Annotated in this window: 11 protein-coding genes; 3 read left to right on the forward strand and 8 right to left on the reverse strand. The window is 32.3% G+C overall.

Annotated elements, in window-relative coordinates; all coding sequences use genetic code 11:
* Positions 1-254: IS66 family insertion sequence element accessory protein TnpA (tnpA, locus tag BM084_RS13785; protein WP_093305534.1), on the reverse strand; the 254-nt coding region annotated here is incomplete at its 3' end.
* A gap of 831 nt (positions 255-1,085) precedes the next feature.
* On the opposite strand from tnpA, the gene BM084_RS13790 reads away from it, so the two are divergent.
* Positions 1,086-2,348 carry a DUF389 domain-containing protein gene (locus tag BM084_RS13790; protein ID WP_093305537.1) on the forward strand — a complete coding sequence of 421 codons (1,263 nt, stop codon included), beginning with the start codon at positions 1,086-1,088 and terminating at the stop codon, positions 2,346-2,348.
* 605 nt (positions 2,349-2,953) lie between these two features.
* Here BM084_RS13790 and BM084_RS13795 read toward each other — a convergent pair.
* The 7 genes from BM084_RS13795 to BM084_RS13825 form a co-directional block, all read right to left on the reverse strand.
* Entirely contained in the window at positions 2,954-3,811 is an 858-nt protein-coding gene (locus BM084_RS13795; RefSeq protein WP_093305539.1) for an MBL fold metallo-hydrolase, read from the reverse strand.
* 125 nt (positions 3,812-3,936) lie between these two features.
* Positions 3,937-4,806 carry a manganese catalase family protein gene (locus BM084_RS13800; RefSeq protein ID WP_093305541.1) on the reverse strand — a complete coding sequence of 290 codons (870 nt, stop codon included), beginning with the start codon at positions 4,804-4,806 and terminating at the stop codon, positions 3,937-3,939.
* Between the two features lie 43 nt (positions 4,807-4,849).
* Positions 4,850-5,203 (reverse strand): SPW repeat domain-containing protein, encoded by a 354-nt coding sequence (locus BM084_RS13805; RefSeq protein ID WP_093305543.1) that lies wholly within the window; start codon positions 5,201-5,203, stop codon positions 4,850-4,852.
* Between the two features lie 25 nt (positions 5,204-5,228).
* Positions 5,229-5,714, reverse strand: coding sequence for a YciE/YciF ferroxidase family protein (locus BM084_RS13810; RefSeq protein ID WP_093305545.1), 486 nt, complete (start codon positions 5,712-5,714; stop codon positions 5,229-5,231).
* Between the two features lie 459 nt (positions 5,715-6,173).
* On the reverse strand, positions 6,174-7,136 hold the full coding sequence (locus BM084_RS13815; RefSeq protein ID WP_177195711.1) for a Gfo/Idh/MocA family protein: 963 nt from the start codon (positions 7,134-7,136) through the stop codon (positions 6,174-6,176).
* A gap of 185 nt (positions 7,137-7,321) precedes the next feature.
* Positions 7,322-8,344, reverse strand: a complete 1,023-nt coding sequence (locus tag BM084_RS13820; RefSeq protein WP_093305548.1) for a helix-turn-helix domain-containing protein — start codon at positions 8,342-8,344, stop codon at positions 7,322-7,324.
* Positions 8,345-8,390: 46 nt separating this feature from the next.
* Positions 8,391-9,410: a helix-turn-helix domain-containing protein gene (locus BM084_RS13825; protein WP_177195712.1), complete on the reverse strand. Its 1,020-nt coding sequence runs from the start codon at positions 9,408-9,410 to the stop codon at positions 8,391-8,393.
* A gap of 477 nt (positions 9,411-9,887) precedes the next feature.
* On the opposite strand from BM084_RS13825, the gene BM084_RS13830 reads away from it, so the two are divergent.
* Together BM084_RS13830 and BM084_RS13835 are read left to right on the forward strand one after the other, a co-directional pair.
* The gene (locus BM084_RS13830; protein WP_177195713.1) at positions 9,888-10,349 is read left to right on the forward strand and encodes a DUF2267 domain-containing protein; all 462 of its coding nucleotides are present in this window, start codon (positions 9,888-9,890) and stop codon (positions 10,347-10,349) included.
* Positions 10,350-10,726: 377 nt separating this feature from the next.
* Positions 10,727-13,870, forward strand: coding sequence for a PAS domain S-box protein (locus tag BM084_RS13835; protein ID WP_093305556.1), 3,144 nt, complete (start codon positions 10,727-10,729; stop codon positions 13,868-13,870).
* Positions 13,871-13,955 lie beyond the last annotated feature (85 nt).

Below are 13,955 nucleotides of genomic sequence, written 5' to 3' on the forward strand. Positions count from 1 at the left end.
AAACCAATACCACTGACTTCTAGCTGTACTCCATTGGGATATCGCAGGCGATACTGCGAATGAAAAATAGCTGCTTTATCAGGAGTGATATCCACAAATCCATCTGGAGCTTCCGATTTCCTGTTCTTCCATTTTTTAATCCAGTAGTAAAAATTACTACGAGTTATCCCATGATGGTGACAAAAATCTTTTTTACTTAGACCGCTAACTTCCCATTTCTCGATTAACTCATACATATAGGCTTGCTTATCCATTTCTTTTTTGTGGGCAAGCTAGAATTTATCTTAAGTTTACAAAAGATGTACTTAGCCAACTGGATACGTTAATAAGGGTTCTTTAAGTACTGTTAATTTTATAAAAGAACTTTTCCACTTCTCTTTTCCACAAACCAATACTTCAAGGCAAGGTGAATATCCTAGCCTGTCTGGCTCTTGTGGTAAAAGCCATTACATCCAGGCAACACGATTAAAAGTATCAATAGATAATTCGGCAGGTACATGGATTTTAAGCGCCTACAAATCCACCTTATAAATTAAAAAATATCAACTCTTACCACTTCTGGTAAATTCTCAAGGTACCATCCGCTATTGCCCAAGGGACTATGGTCCGCTTTAAAATCTCTTCAGGTATCATCATTCTTTATAATTAGTTACGATTAAGACCAATAAAAACCGGACATCCCCATTTCTAATTTCAAGAATTAGAAGCAGTACCGATGAATGATGTCCGGCCCTTTCTATTTAACCATCTTCCCTCTAATATAATTGGATTAAAAATACAGAATGATTAGTGTTGATTTTAAATGTTTAACAGGTTATAACACAGGCTGGTATTTTTTATCTTAATAAAAAATAAAATTTTTAAAAAATATTTTTTAGAATAATTTTCGACCTTAAATATCATCTAATTTATTTTAAATCAATTTTAAAATAGTTTAGGGATTTGTATCTTGATATGTGTTTCATACTTATGTGAACACCATATAGAAAGCAGAATTAAAAGTACATATGGTAGAATTCTATGGCTTTTAAGATACCATAAAAAGTGTTTATGTACGTTATTTAAATGATTATAAATCATAATTGATGAGGCAGGTAATTATTAAAATCCCAAAAGGAAACCAGGATAAAATTTTCCAAGCTATAGAAAAATTTGAAGGTAAAAACACCTTTCATTTTTCTTCTGATAAAAAGGAGGTTTATTTTACGTATTTACCTAACGAAAAAGTAAATAATTTTTTAAAGGAAATAGATGAGCTGGAAGAACTAGAAATAGTTCTGATTCCCAGAGGGGTAGTTACCTTATATCCTCCGGCTTCTGAGGCACCTCAACAGGCGACAGATGTTCAAACCAAAAGCTCTTTGGAAATTTACCTTGGTGGTATACAAAGTGTAGGATCTCTTTTCGGTTTAGTAGCCTATTCATTTGTTGCAGGGATAATTGTATGGATTGGTCTCTTCACTACAACTACTTATCTTTTAGTTGCGGCTATGCTCGTAGCTCCTTTTGCAGGACCGGCTATGAATGCCGCGCTGGGAACTGCAGCTGGTAAAATGGGGCTTTTAAAAAGTAGTTTGGGCAGATACGGTCTTGCCATAGGGACAGGAATTATAGCCAGTATTCTAATGAGTATATTTTTTCCTCTAAACGCACTTACTCCTTTAATGGAAGAAGTGAGCCAGGTTTCAAAATTTGCCATTTTCCTGCCTCTGGTTTCTGGATTTGCAGGAGCAATAAATATATGCCAGAGTGAAAGAGATAGTTTGGTTTCTGGTGCGGCTGTGGGTATTTTAGTAGCTGCTTCTTTAGCTCCTCCTGTGGGACTTATAGGAATAGGACTCTATATGGGCGATTGGCAAGTTGTATTTAGTAGTCTTTATAGAATCGTTCTTCAATTATTAGGAATTCATTTTGCTGCTACATTAGTATTTTATTTCTACGGCAAGGTAACACCTAACGGGGTGCGATTTGTAAACGGAAAAAAACGAGCAGGAATAATTACTACCGCTATAATTTTATTGGCCATAGGTAGTATGATGTTCTGGCAATTTAAACAACCTCCCTTTTATCGAAAAGCAAGCCTTAATACTGAACTTACAGATGAACTTAATTCTCAACTGAGAAAATTAGACTCTTCTATTGTGATTCTTAATAAAAGTGTCTCATTCACAAATACTAAATATAAAGATACGCCAGTAGCAATTTTTAAATCGACCGTATTAAAAAAAGATCCTAATATCTCAGACAATCAACTTAAAACACAAATCATAACTCACCTTAAGGAAAATATGAAATATGAAATAAAAAATTTATATGAAGTGTACCAAATAGATGTAGTTAGTGAGTAAAATTACCTGATTACACTCCTTTGAAGCTTTAAGCCTAAATATTTTCGCCACTATTTATAGAGTTATTTTTTACATCTATTCATTAAGTTCGGTAATTAGATTAAAATTATTTGAAACCTGATTCTCCAGATGGCACATACCTGGTAAATTAGTTCAACTAAATCCATTCTTTCCTGCATTCCATGGGACTGCTCTATATCCAATGTTCCAAAAAATGAATAGAAAACCCATTTATTCTTTGTTCATATATTTTATCCTTAAATTAAATCCTGACATAAGATATAAACCCTTTATGATTGGTTGAGATAATAAATTTATAAGTTGTTCTAAACCTTAAAGGTGTGAGAAACACCGATAATATCAAATTCATTTTCAGTAAATTCCTGAATATGAGCTTTACAAAATCTACTCCCTTTCCCGGTTTTAAAACCTTTTTAATTTTGGTTTTTTCTTATTTGATTAATAACAAACAGGTTATCCGGCAGAAATAAACTTAAAATTAGACGAAGGAAAAACAAATCTGCCGGAATACCTGATTTTTATGATCCGGAAAGAAATATGGTTAGTTAGAACTTCTGGTATTTGAATCTTCCCGGCTTGATTTTTTAACCAGAAGTCTTTTTATTTTCATTTCTTACGAATTTTCCGTGTGAAGGGATAGCTTCCTTTTCAAAGTTTCGAACTAGCTCCAACAAACCTTCTGTGAATTCTGCTCCTTCCATATATTCGCCGTGTCCTGTTATAACCTTCTCTGGTTCTAATTGCTGTAGTTTTTCTACCGATTCCTGGGCCATTTCCCAATTTGTAGTTAAGTAAACAGGCGGTCCATATATTCCTTTTTTCTGAGTTAACACGCTGTATAAAGAATCTTGTTTAACAGTAGTAAAAGTATCACCTGCAATTAAAAATCTATCTTTTTCTCTAAATAATGCAATTTGTCCAGGAGCATGACCTGGGACATGATACCATTTCCATTCTGGAAGTTCCGGAATAGTTCCATCTTCAGGCAATTCATTTAGTCTACATGTTATATTAATAGGTTCAATAGGGTAGATAGAAGAAAATTTAGCAAGCATCCCTCCTTCTACACCATCATCTGGCTCGGGATATCTTTTTTCACCAGTTAAATAAAGAAATTCTAAAGGATGGGCATAAACTGTGGTATTCCATACATCTAAGAGATGAATAATGCCTCCAACATGATCAAAGTGACCGTGGGTAAGAATAATAGCTTTTGGTGGGTTATTTTTTCCGAATCTTTTTTCCGCTGCATTTTGTATTTCCTGCCCAGAATTTGGCATACCTGCATCAATTAGTACCCAATCCTCACTATGCGGTTCTCCTACCATTATTACATTCACAATCTTATTAGTATAGTAGAAAATATCACTACAAACTGCTTCTCCTTTTCCACTTCTAATAGAGGTAATTGGTATTGTATGTTGGTCTTTTCCTTCTTCCATTTTGATTAGACTATATTTTCCTTCCTAAACCTTTCTAACATATTCGTTTTTTTACAATGTATAAAAAGTCATTCCGATCCTTCCCCCCAATCAGAATTCACGGAATGACACAACACAAAACTTTTTTATTTCAGCTTATCGATGGTGTCTTCTGCCATAGAAGGGTTAGCCTTCATTTGTTCTTTTTGAGCAAAACCATGAGGATGCGGTTTTCCGAGATTAGGTTTTTTCCCTAAAGGTTTAGCTTTTTCAAATGTAAATGTTCCCTTACCATCTATGGATTGACCTTCACTCCACCTCCCTTTAGCCTTAGATTCTCCATCAATATGTGTAGAAATAAAGTTGTAGTTGAAATCAGGATTTTCTTCTGCTTGTGGGAAAATGTTAGGGATTGGATGGTTACCTTTTACGCCACCTAATTCTTCCAAAACTGCAAGCCACTGATTTTGGTGCATGGTATCTCTGGCAATTAGAAAAGCCAGCATGTCCTTCATTCCTTTATCATCAGTAGATTTCCATAAGCGTGTAGCTAGTATTCTTCCTGCTGACTCAGCGGTTACATTGGCATACATATCAGCTGCCAAATTTCCTGTAGCTACTACGTAGGCTCCGCTAAAAGGTACACCACTACTATCTACAGCCATAGCAGACATGCCACTGGATAAGATATGGCGAGGATTTGCTCCGCCCATTATTTGTTCCATAAAAGGGTCTTTAGCAACTTCATCTTTTAAATCGTTTGTTGCTCCCTCCAGGTTTAAAGCTACAGCGGTAGCTAGCAATTCTATGTGAGCCATTTCTTCAGTTCCGGTTTCCAAAAGCATATCCCTGTATTTTTCAGGACCGCGTGCTCCCCAGGCCTGGAACATATATTGCATACATACTTTCATTTCCCCTTCAATACCTCCAATGGCTTGCTGTAACATCTTAGCAAATTGAGGGTTTGGTTTATCGACTTTTACATCGAATTGTAATTTTCCATCGTGATAAAACATACATTAATTTTTGGTTAATAAATAATTCAATATATCATCTTCTTTATGCCTTTTCTGGATATCTGGGTTCTTTGGAGGTAATAAAACTGATAATTATTTCTCCTATACCTATAATTAAAAATGGTAAATAAATTTCATCAACAAAGCCAAATAACCAGGGAGAAATTGCGAGTAATAATCCTGCCAAAATATCTATAAAAAGGTGGATCTTAAAGGGGATTATCCCCACTAGTCCCATTTCATAATCGGTAATTGCACTATAAAAAATAGTACTAACGCCTAGGGATATTAACAACCATTTAGCTGTAGGATTACTTATGACCAGGATAAATGGTATGATAATTAAGAATAATCCAACTAAATAATCGATATAGCCGTGAATCTTTGTTGGTATCATATTTACTAGATTTGATAATTTGTATTTAGGCTTCTGCTTTTTTATTGATTTTATCTTTCGCGAGATCATTTAGATCTTCATCTGCCCTATACTCTTCTTCTAGGCTTTGTACAAGTTTTTCTGCTTCCTTATCATATCCTAATTCTTTTGCATATCTTATAAGAGTGCCATATCCAGATATTTCATAATGTTCAATTCTTTGAGCTTCTGCAATTATACCTGCATCTTTCACATCATCTTCAGCATCTTCAGCCAGGAAACTCTCTGCTTCCTCTATCAGTCCCTTCATAGCTTTACAATCTTCTCCAGATGGATCTATATTGAGGTTTTCGCATACTTCTTCTATACGTTTTTTTTGGAATCTAGTTTCTTCTAAATGATTTTTAAAAGAATTTTTAAGGTTTTCGTTTGTTGCTTGCTCGAGCATCTTTGGAAGTGCCTTAATTAATTGATCTTCTGCGCTATATAGATCCTTTATTCGGTGTTCAAACAAATCTTTTAAAGTTTTCATAGAATACTATTTAATGGTTAAACGATCAGAACTATTCTAAAATTAATAAGGAAATCGAGGATTCTATATTAATTAGACTTCAAACATTTGTTAATATGAATAATACTTAGAAAATTATAAATTATCATTAATGACAGGCACTCCCAGGATTTTGAAATTAAAATGAACTGCATAAATGTTAAAACCACGGGTGAGATAAAGTGATTTTTTATTAATGTTTTCCTATTGCTTTAATCATCTTCTTTAATCAAACTTATGATATTGAAATTTTGGCCACAAATGTCAAATAGATCTTACAGGAGAAGATTAGGTACTACCAAACAGCATAATAACAAAAAAGGCTGTCCTATTAGACAACCCCTCTTATTTTTAAATAATAAGCAAGATTTCAATTTCTTTCCTTAAAGGAGATACCTTCCTTGAAATATTCAGGTTGAAAATCAAGTTACAAGAAGGAATTTACGGTGAGGGTTGATTATAAATTTGATGGACCACACCTGCAAGGGCTAACATTTCTTTGGCATTTTTTTTATCATATCCTTTTTCAGCTCTTAAACTCCAAATCCACTCTTGTATGGCTGCATCAACAAATACATCTGGAGGGGAGCTTACTATACTTAAATATTCATTTTTATACTCCTCCACTATTAAATCATGTTCCGATTTATCGTGGTTTCTTAATCTAAGATCCCCCTTCTCTCCATGATAATCTGCTTCTATTGTCCGTTTTCTGGTTCGAGGAAGGTTTCTGGAACACCTAAGGTTTATTAATGTTCCGTTTGCAGTTATACAAGTCAGTAATAAATAATCTTCGCAGAATGGATTCTGTTTTTCAATTTTTTTCCCTCTTTTATAAGGGATAACGGTTAAATATTTAATTTCGGGATAATTGAGAGATTTTAGAGCAATATCCAGCAAATGAACACCAGTATCCATAAATCCTCCAAAAAAGTTAGTGTGATTTTTACAAGAAGCCGTACCTTCATCCGATTGATTCTTATAATAGGTAAGATCAATTTGGTGAATTTTTCCTAGTTTACCCTTTCTTACAATATCATTAAGCTCTAAAAAGCCTCGGGTAAACCGAAAAGGTAAATTAAAACAAACCAGGATATTCTTTGATTTGGCTATTTGAAGAAAATGTTCTAAACCCTCAAGCTGACTTAAAAAATTGGCATTACAAAAGAAGGATCTTGCTTTTTTAAATGATGGCTGATATTTTTTTAATTGTAGATCCACATAATCTGCCAATATTATTCCATTCGTTGCACTTTTAAAGAATTCTTTTTCACAACTTAAAAATTCAGCAGAAGGAATTTCGTTAATAATTTCCTTTGGGTTATTTAAATTCTTATCAAGTACTACAAAATCGATATTTAAATTTTGCTCATTCTTTAAACGAGAAATTTGATTTACACCCAAGCGACTAGCCCCTATAATACCAATCCTTAAAAATTTCCCTTCGTCCTCCATTTATAAAAATTTAAAGATTCTAAACCTTTATTTCTCAAATTGAGGGATCAAAATTAGGTATGATTATAAAAAGGAAATGTAATTTTTGAATTAAAATATAACAAATTCAATTTTTTCAATCTATAGTCTCAAAATTATTTTGCTAACTCAGCTTTTTTCTTAAATTCTTTAGGTGTTAAACCATATTTTTCTTTAAATACTTTTGAGAAATAACTTCTACTATTTATTCCTACCCTATCGGATATTTCGTTAATCTGTAAATCTGTGTTTAATAGCAGGTCTCTGACAAGTTGAAGTCGATGTCTTTTTATAAATTCGTGAACGGTAAGACCATATAAGGTTTTAAAACCATTTTGCAATTTGTTCTGGTTAATTCCCACTTCAATGGAAATCCCTCTAACCCCGAGGTTTTTAAAAATATTTTCTTCAATAAATTCAGCTGCATCTTTTACTGCCCCTAGTTCGTAACGCGTTAAAATTTCAGCATTTCCCTCTTCTCTCAGGGCATCTTCATACTGCAAGATCTCCTCAGCTAACATTTGAATAGTAAAAGCTTCCAAAAAAAGTTTCCGTATAAAATTCTCTTTTTTATAACTATTCATATCCTCAAAAAGGTCGGCTATTTTTAGGGAATAATAACCATTATGGTAAAAGCTTTTTAATGCGCTTACATCATAGAAAACTTGTGATAAGCTTGAAGATACACCTAACAACTTACATGCTAATTTTTGTTCAAATTCTATTCTATTTAGCTCTATGCTCGAAAAGCATGTTTCTTTCCCTTTTTCAAACTTTAAAATATGCCCATTATTTTTTTCGCTGGCCACAATTGCATGTTGGTATTGATCAATCTTATGGAGCTGATCACCATTTGAAAACCGATGTTTAAGTTGGCCTTCGGTTACATATATAAATTTCAAAGGATGAACTTCACTCTTAATAAAATGAATTTCTGTATTTTTATGAAACTTACAATCATATTGTATAAAACCCAAACCGTTAGGGAATTGAATTCCTGAGATCTTACCAGTACCTAAGGATGTAGGTAACTTTAATTTTAGTTCCTTACAGGTTTCTTCTACCTCTACCCCAAAAGCTTTCCCTAAATCCAGCATCACATCATCGATTGGGATAGCATTTACTTTAAATACTTGCATTCCTATAATTTTTGGTTAGTGTAAAAGGTACGGTTAAAATATTAGACTAATTGATCGTTCTATTCTTAATTCTAAACTGAGAAGGAGAGACCTTATACTTTTTTTTGAATAACCTCGAAAAATAACTATTACTATTCAAACCTATTTTGGAAACAATTTGGCAAATTGTTTCTTCTGAATTTATTAAAAGCTCTTCAGCTTTAGACATTCTGGCATTTCTTATAAAACTATTTACACTTATATTAAATATTTGATTAAAACCTCGTTGTAATTTATTGCTATTTAAGCCTACATATCTAGCTACCTGCCCTACTGTTTTAATTTCGTCTATATGATTTTGTATAAACACTGCTGCCTCGTGGATAGCCTTTACTTCATAAGAGAATAAATTAGATGTATTGGCACTATTATCAATATCTCTTTTGTATTGTAAAAGATGTTGGTTAATTAATTCATGGATTTTAGCTTCTAAGAATATACGATGCTCGAATGAAGAAAAATTTTCAAGATTTACCTGTTTAAGAATATTAGCTATCTCCAGATTATAACTCCCATTATGAAAGTAAGCTGGAGTTTTATCCTTTTTTTCAAAAATAATTTTTAAATAAGCGGCAATAGTTTGGGTACAATAATTTCTATTATTAAGATATACAGCTTTTGATATGGAAATTATATAACTGTAATAACGCTTATTAGCTTTTAATTTTACCTGAATATTGGTGTTGGAAGAATTGGAAATAATCGCGTGTTGAAATTGGTCTAACTCCCGCCAGGCGTTCTTATTCCCATACTTGTAATTAAATGGGGTGTTACAATTGTAAATAAAATTAAGAGGATTCTCTACATTGGTTATAAGATCCAATAGAAGATCATTTTTGAAGTGGCCACTAAATAAAATAACAGATATATCATCAAAAATATCAAGTGCCAAAATAGTTCCTTTACCTAATTTTTCTGATATTTCCAGAATAGGAAGTGGAGAATTGATAGTTCTATTTTCCAAATGATTGGCTAACCTATTAAAAGTTTGCAATGCCGGAGATGTAAAGATTTTTATAGGCTTCAATGAATATTTTTTAGCCGGCGAAATTATAAATTAAAATAGCTGTTTTACCTGCTGGTAAGGGAATATAAGCTGTTTTGTTAGTATTTATTGCTTTTTTACTATAACCCAATACCAACTTCAGTTGATGATTTTTAAAAAAGAGAACTATATCTTAAGGTTATAAAATATGGGGTCTAATAATATTCAGAGTTTCAGAATTTTAGCATAACCTTAAATTACATCGAAAATTAGAAGACCAGACTTTAAAGTTTTTTTAAACAAATGTTAATTATTTAATTAAAGGTTACTTCCCTTTATCAGACTACTTAAAAGCTTAAACCTTAATATGTTAAACTAAGCGGTGCTAAAACTGTATTAAAAGGTTAAGGTTATTAAAACGAAAAAATCATGAATTCAAATTGTTTTAATTTTATATGAAAAGGTTCATTCGCGATTATTAAAAAGAACAATTAATATTAATTTTTAAAAATGAAAATAATGAATTCTAATCTAAATTTTGAGACATTCAAACAAGAGGCACATGAGTACATTAATAATCTGGCAGCCGAATTAGGACATCCCGAAGAAAAGGAAAGAGTATTAAGGATATGGAGGTCGGTAATGTTTACTATACGAGACAGAATTGATTTTAATGAAGCTTTTCTGTTAATGCAACCTTTACCCACAATTTTAAGAGGAATCTATACTGAAAGCTGGGAAATTTCCAAAAAACCGAAACTTGATTATTCTACTTTAGAAGAAATGAAATCGGAAGTAAAGCAGAATCAACAGAATAAAGGAGAAGAAGAATTTCCCTGGAAATTACCTACTGAGGAAATTATTAGTATAACTATTAAATCTTTAAACAAATATGTGTCCCTTTTCCAAATAACAGATATCATAAATCAAATGCCCGGGGAAATAAAAACCTATTTAAATCGAAAAATACAAGCTGAATAAACTTATTATTAAAAATTAAATAAATCTATGATGGAGTTAGGAATTCTGGTTACAACGAAACCATTACTCCTATTTTTAAAAGTTCCGAGAGACTTATTTACTGTTCTTTACTTATTTTAACTAAAGGGTTGAAGTATTCTCTTCTGTTACACGGGGAATTCCTAATCCATCCTTTGGGTTTAGAGGAGGAAAAGAGTGATTCTAATTTCTCAAAACTGTATAGGGAAGTACTAATCCTTAATTATTACATCAAGAAAGATTAGATTCTTTTAAGTATAATCAGACCTTAAACTTCTTATGTTGCTTGATGATTTTGTAATAAAATTAATATGAATTGATATATTTGGCACTACCCTAATTTTAATGACCTACCAAAAATGTCAAATGATAATTTTTCAGTTGATTCCGTTTCTCAGAACTATATTTTTGATCTCGCTCCTTTTCCTATGTGGATTTATGATTTAGAAACCCTTCACTTTCTTGCAGTCAACCAAGAGGCTATTCGTCACTATGGCTTTTCAGAGAGAGAATTTTTAAATATGACAATTAAAGATATACGTCCTATTGAAGATGTACCGAAAGTAGAAAAAGCTGTCAAAGATGTACGGGTAAGAAAAGACAGATTTAAACAAAGTCTTTATAAACATCAAACCAAAGATAAACGCATTATTTATGTACAAATCAAAGGTAATCTTATTAATTTTAATAATAAAAGGGCTGAAATAATCACGGCGATTGATCTGACAGACAGGTATAACCAAGCCAAGCGTGTAGAAAAACAAAGGTTATACTTAGAAGCAAATGGAGAGCTCAATGAGATATTATTAAAATCAGACTTCTGGTCTAATTCTTTAGAGGAATGTTTTAAGATTGTATCTAAATGTCTGATTGTCGACCGTGTATTCTTTTATGAAAATAATATCGATAAGAAAACTACATCTCATCGTTTTTCGTGGGAATCTAAAAATGCTACCTCAAAATTTAATAGTGCCGAAAAGCAAAATATTCCTTGGGCAAAATTTCCTTTATTTACCCTCCCATTATACCAAGGAAAACCCTTTGAAGCAAATATCTCTAACCTACCTAATTCTCCTACCAAAAACCGGTTAAAAACACAAAATGTAAAGTCTATATTAGTACTCCCAGTAGAAATCAATAATAATTTCTCAGGGTTTATAGGGATAGAAGATTGCACCCGAGAAAGAAATTGGGAAGAAAATGATTTTCAACTATTAAAAACCCTTAACTCCAATCTTGCCCATTTAATAATGAAAGAACAAGCCCAGGAAAAACTTATTTCCAGTGAAGCTAGATTTAAATCACTGGTTCAAAATGGAGCTGATCTTATTGCTATTATCAACCCTCTTGGAGATTTCACCTATGTAGCTCCTACAACAATTAAGGTGCTGGGAACCCCACCAGAAAAGTTTATCGGTAAAAATGCATTCGACTTTATACATTATCAGGATGCTAAGGCACTTCAAGAATACCTTAAAAAAATTTTAACAACAAAATTTATCTCCAGTAAACCTTATCGCTTTGAGGATGCTCAGGGAAATTGGAGGTGGATTCAAACTGATTTCACGAATCATCTCTCGGATCCAGCTATAAAAGGGATCGTAGCAAATACAAGAGATGTTACGGAGCGCGTAGAGAAACAAATAAGCAAAAAATTATTAATTTCTATATCCAAAATAATAAATAAACCAGGATCGTTAACCTTCTGCCTTTCCCAGGCTTTAAACCAACTAGTAAAGCTTTATAAAATTTGTATTTGTGAAGTGTGGTTAATTTCTGAGGACGACACACGAATAGACTTAATTGCGAACTCCTCTAAAGGAGATAAATTTAAAGGTTTCATTCATTCAAGTAAAATAATAAATCACTTTGAAAAAGGAATTGGTCTTCCAGGTCAAGTGTGGAAAAATCAACATACTATTATTTGGGATAAACTTTCACAAGATAATAGGTTTAAACGTTCAAAGGCTGCAGATTCTTTTAATTTGAAAACTGCTATAGGAGTACCAATTATTTTCAACGAAAAAATTTTAGGATGTCTAGTATGTCTTTGTCAGGCTGAAATGATAGAATTATTGGAGCAGGTTAAATTGCTTAAGGAAGTAGGCTTACAAATTGGCGTACTTATTAAACAAAAAAACACAATAGAACAATACCAAAACTTTTTGAATATTTCTCCGGATCCTCATTGTATTATTGGATTCGATGGATTATTAAAAAAGTATAATAAGGCTTTTAGGAAATTATTAGGGTACAATACCACTGAATTGTTAAATGTTCCGATTTTTCGCTTTATTCACAGTGAAGATCGAGATTTAGCCGAAACAACCTTTAAAGATTCAATTAAAGGTGAAAATACAGATGCTATACAAGCCCGATTTATAACCAAATCAGGGAAGGTTAAATGGTTAGTCTGGAATAGATCTGTTTATCCAGAATCTAAAATAATTATGGCGGTAGCCAAAGATATTACCGAGGAAAAAGAAGCACAAAAGCAGTTAAAAATAACTTATGAGCGACTTAAAACCGCACATAAAATTGCAAAAATTGGTTATTGGGTTCGAGATTTTGATTCCGAAATCTCTGAATGGAGTGAAGAAACCTATAAAATATATGGTTACACCCCAGATAATTTTGAACCAACAATGCAAAATGTTACTAAGACTTTTCATCCCGAAGACCGGTATTTAATAGAAAGTAATCCTCTTTCCATGCTAGAACCAGGAAAGATAGAGAGTTTTGAACACCGAATTATAACTGCCCAGAATGAGATAAAGTGGGTTCATCAAGAGATCCGCCTTTTGGTAGATAATAAAAATAACCCATTAAGGGTAGAAGGAACAATTCAAGATATTACGGAAAAAAAAGAAATTGAAATCCAGATTAAAATTAGTAATGAACGGTTTCAATTAGCTACGCAGGCAAGTAATGAAATGATATGGGATATAGACCATACCACTAATACAATTAATCGTAGTAAAAGTTATGAGAAAACTTTTAAGTACACTACCAAAGACCTTTTCTCCAAAGATAATTCTTGGAATCAGAACATTCATCCCCAGGATGCTGATATTGTTTGGAATTCACTGCACCAAATACTTAATAATAAAAAAGAAAACTATTGGTACAGTGAATATAGAATTTATACCGAAGATGGCTCATTAGCTTTTTTAGTTGATAGATGCTATATAGTTAGAAATGAGAATGGTGATCCTATTCGTAGTGTAGGCGCCGCTTTAGATGTTACTACTTCCAGAAAACAAATAAAAAAAATAAAAAAACAAAATAAAAAACTACGTGAAATAGCCTGGGTACAATCACACATTGTACGAGCTCCACTTTCCTCGATAATGGGTTTAATTGATCTAATTAAACAAACAGACAAAAATGAAAAATCATTTGAAGAAATCATTGATATGATTTTAACCGCTGCTGAAGAATTAGACAAAGTTATTCATGATATCGTAGATAGAACAGAAAAACTACAGAGTGAGAATAACTAGAAATTAATTTTTCTTATTTTTTGGTCTATTGTCTACCGTATCAATAATATTTTTAAGCCTTTATTAACTTATTTATTTTCGAATT

Origin of the sequence: Salegentibacter agarivorans (genome assembly GCF_900113135.1) — a bacterium.
Classification (GTDB): domain Bacteria; phylum Bacteroidota; class Bacteroidia; order Flavobacteriales; family Flavobacteriaceae; genus Salegentibacter; species Salegentibacter agarivorans.

What these genes read in the sequence shown, in the direction of transcription:
- BM084_RS13790 (WP_093305537.1), top strand. Translation starts at nt 1,086, where the DNA reads ATGAGGCAGGTAATTATTAAAATCCCAAAAGGAAACCAGGATAAAATT.
- BM084_RS13795 (WP_093305539.1), bottom strand. Translation starts at nt 3,811, where the DNA reads ATGGAAGAAGGAAAAGACCAACATACAATACCAATTACCTCTATTAGA.
- BM084_RS13800 (WP_093305541.1), bottom strand. Translation starts at nt 4,806, where the DNA reads ATGTTTTATCACGATGGAAAATTACAATTCGATGTAAAAGTCGATAAA.
- BM084_RS13805 (WP_093305543.1), bottom strand. Translation starts at nt 5,203, where the DNA reads ATGATACCAACAAAGATTCACGGCTATATCGATTATTTAGTTGGATTA.
- BM084_RS13810 (WP_093305545.1), bottom strand. Translation starts at nt 5,714, where the DNA reads ATGAAAACTTTAAAAGATTTGTTTGAACACCGAATAAAGGATCTATAT.
- BM084_RS13820 (WP_093305548.1), bottom strand. Translation starts at nt 8,344, where the DNA reads ATGCAAGTATTTAAAGTAAATGCTATCCCAATCGATGATGTGATGCTG.
- BM084_RS13830 (WP_177195713.1), top strand. Translation starts at nt 9,888, where the DNA reads ATGAATTCTAATCTAAATTTTGAGACATTCAAACAAGAGGCACATGAG.
- BM084_RS13835 (WP_093305556.1), top strand. Translation starts at nt 10,727, where the DNA reads ATGTCAAATGATAATTTTTCAGTTGATTCCGTTTCTCAGAACTATATT.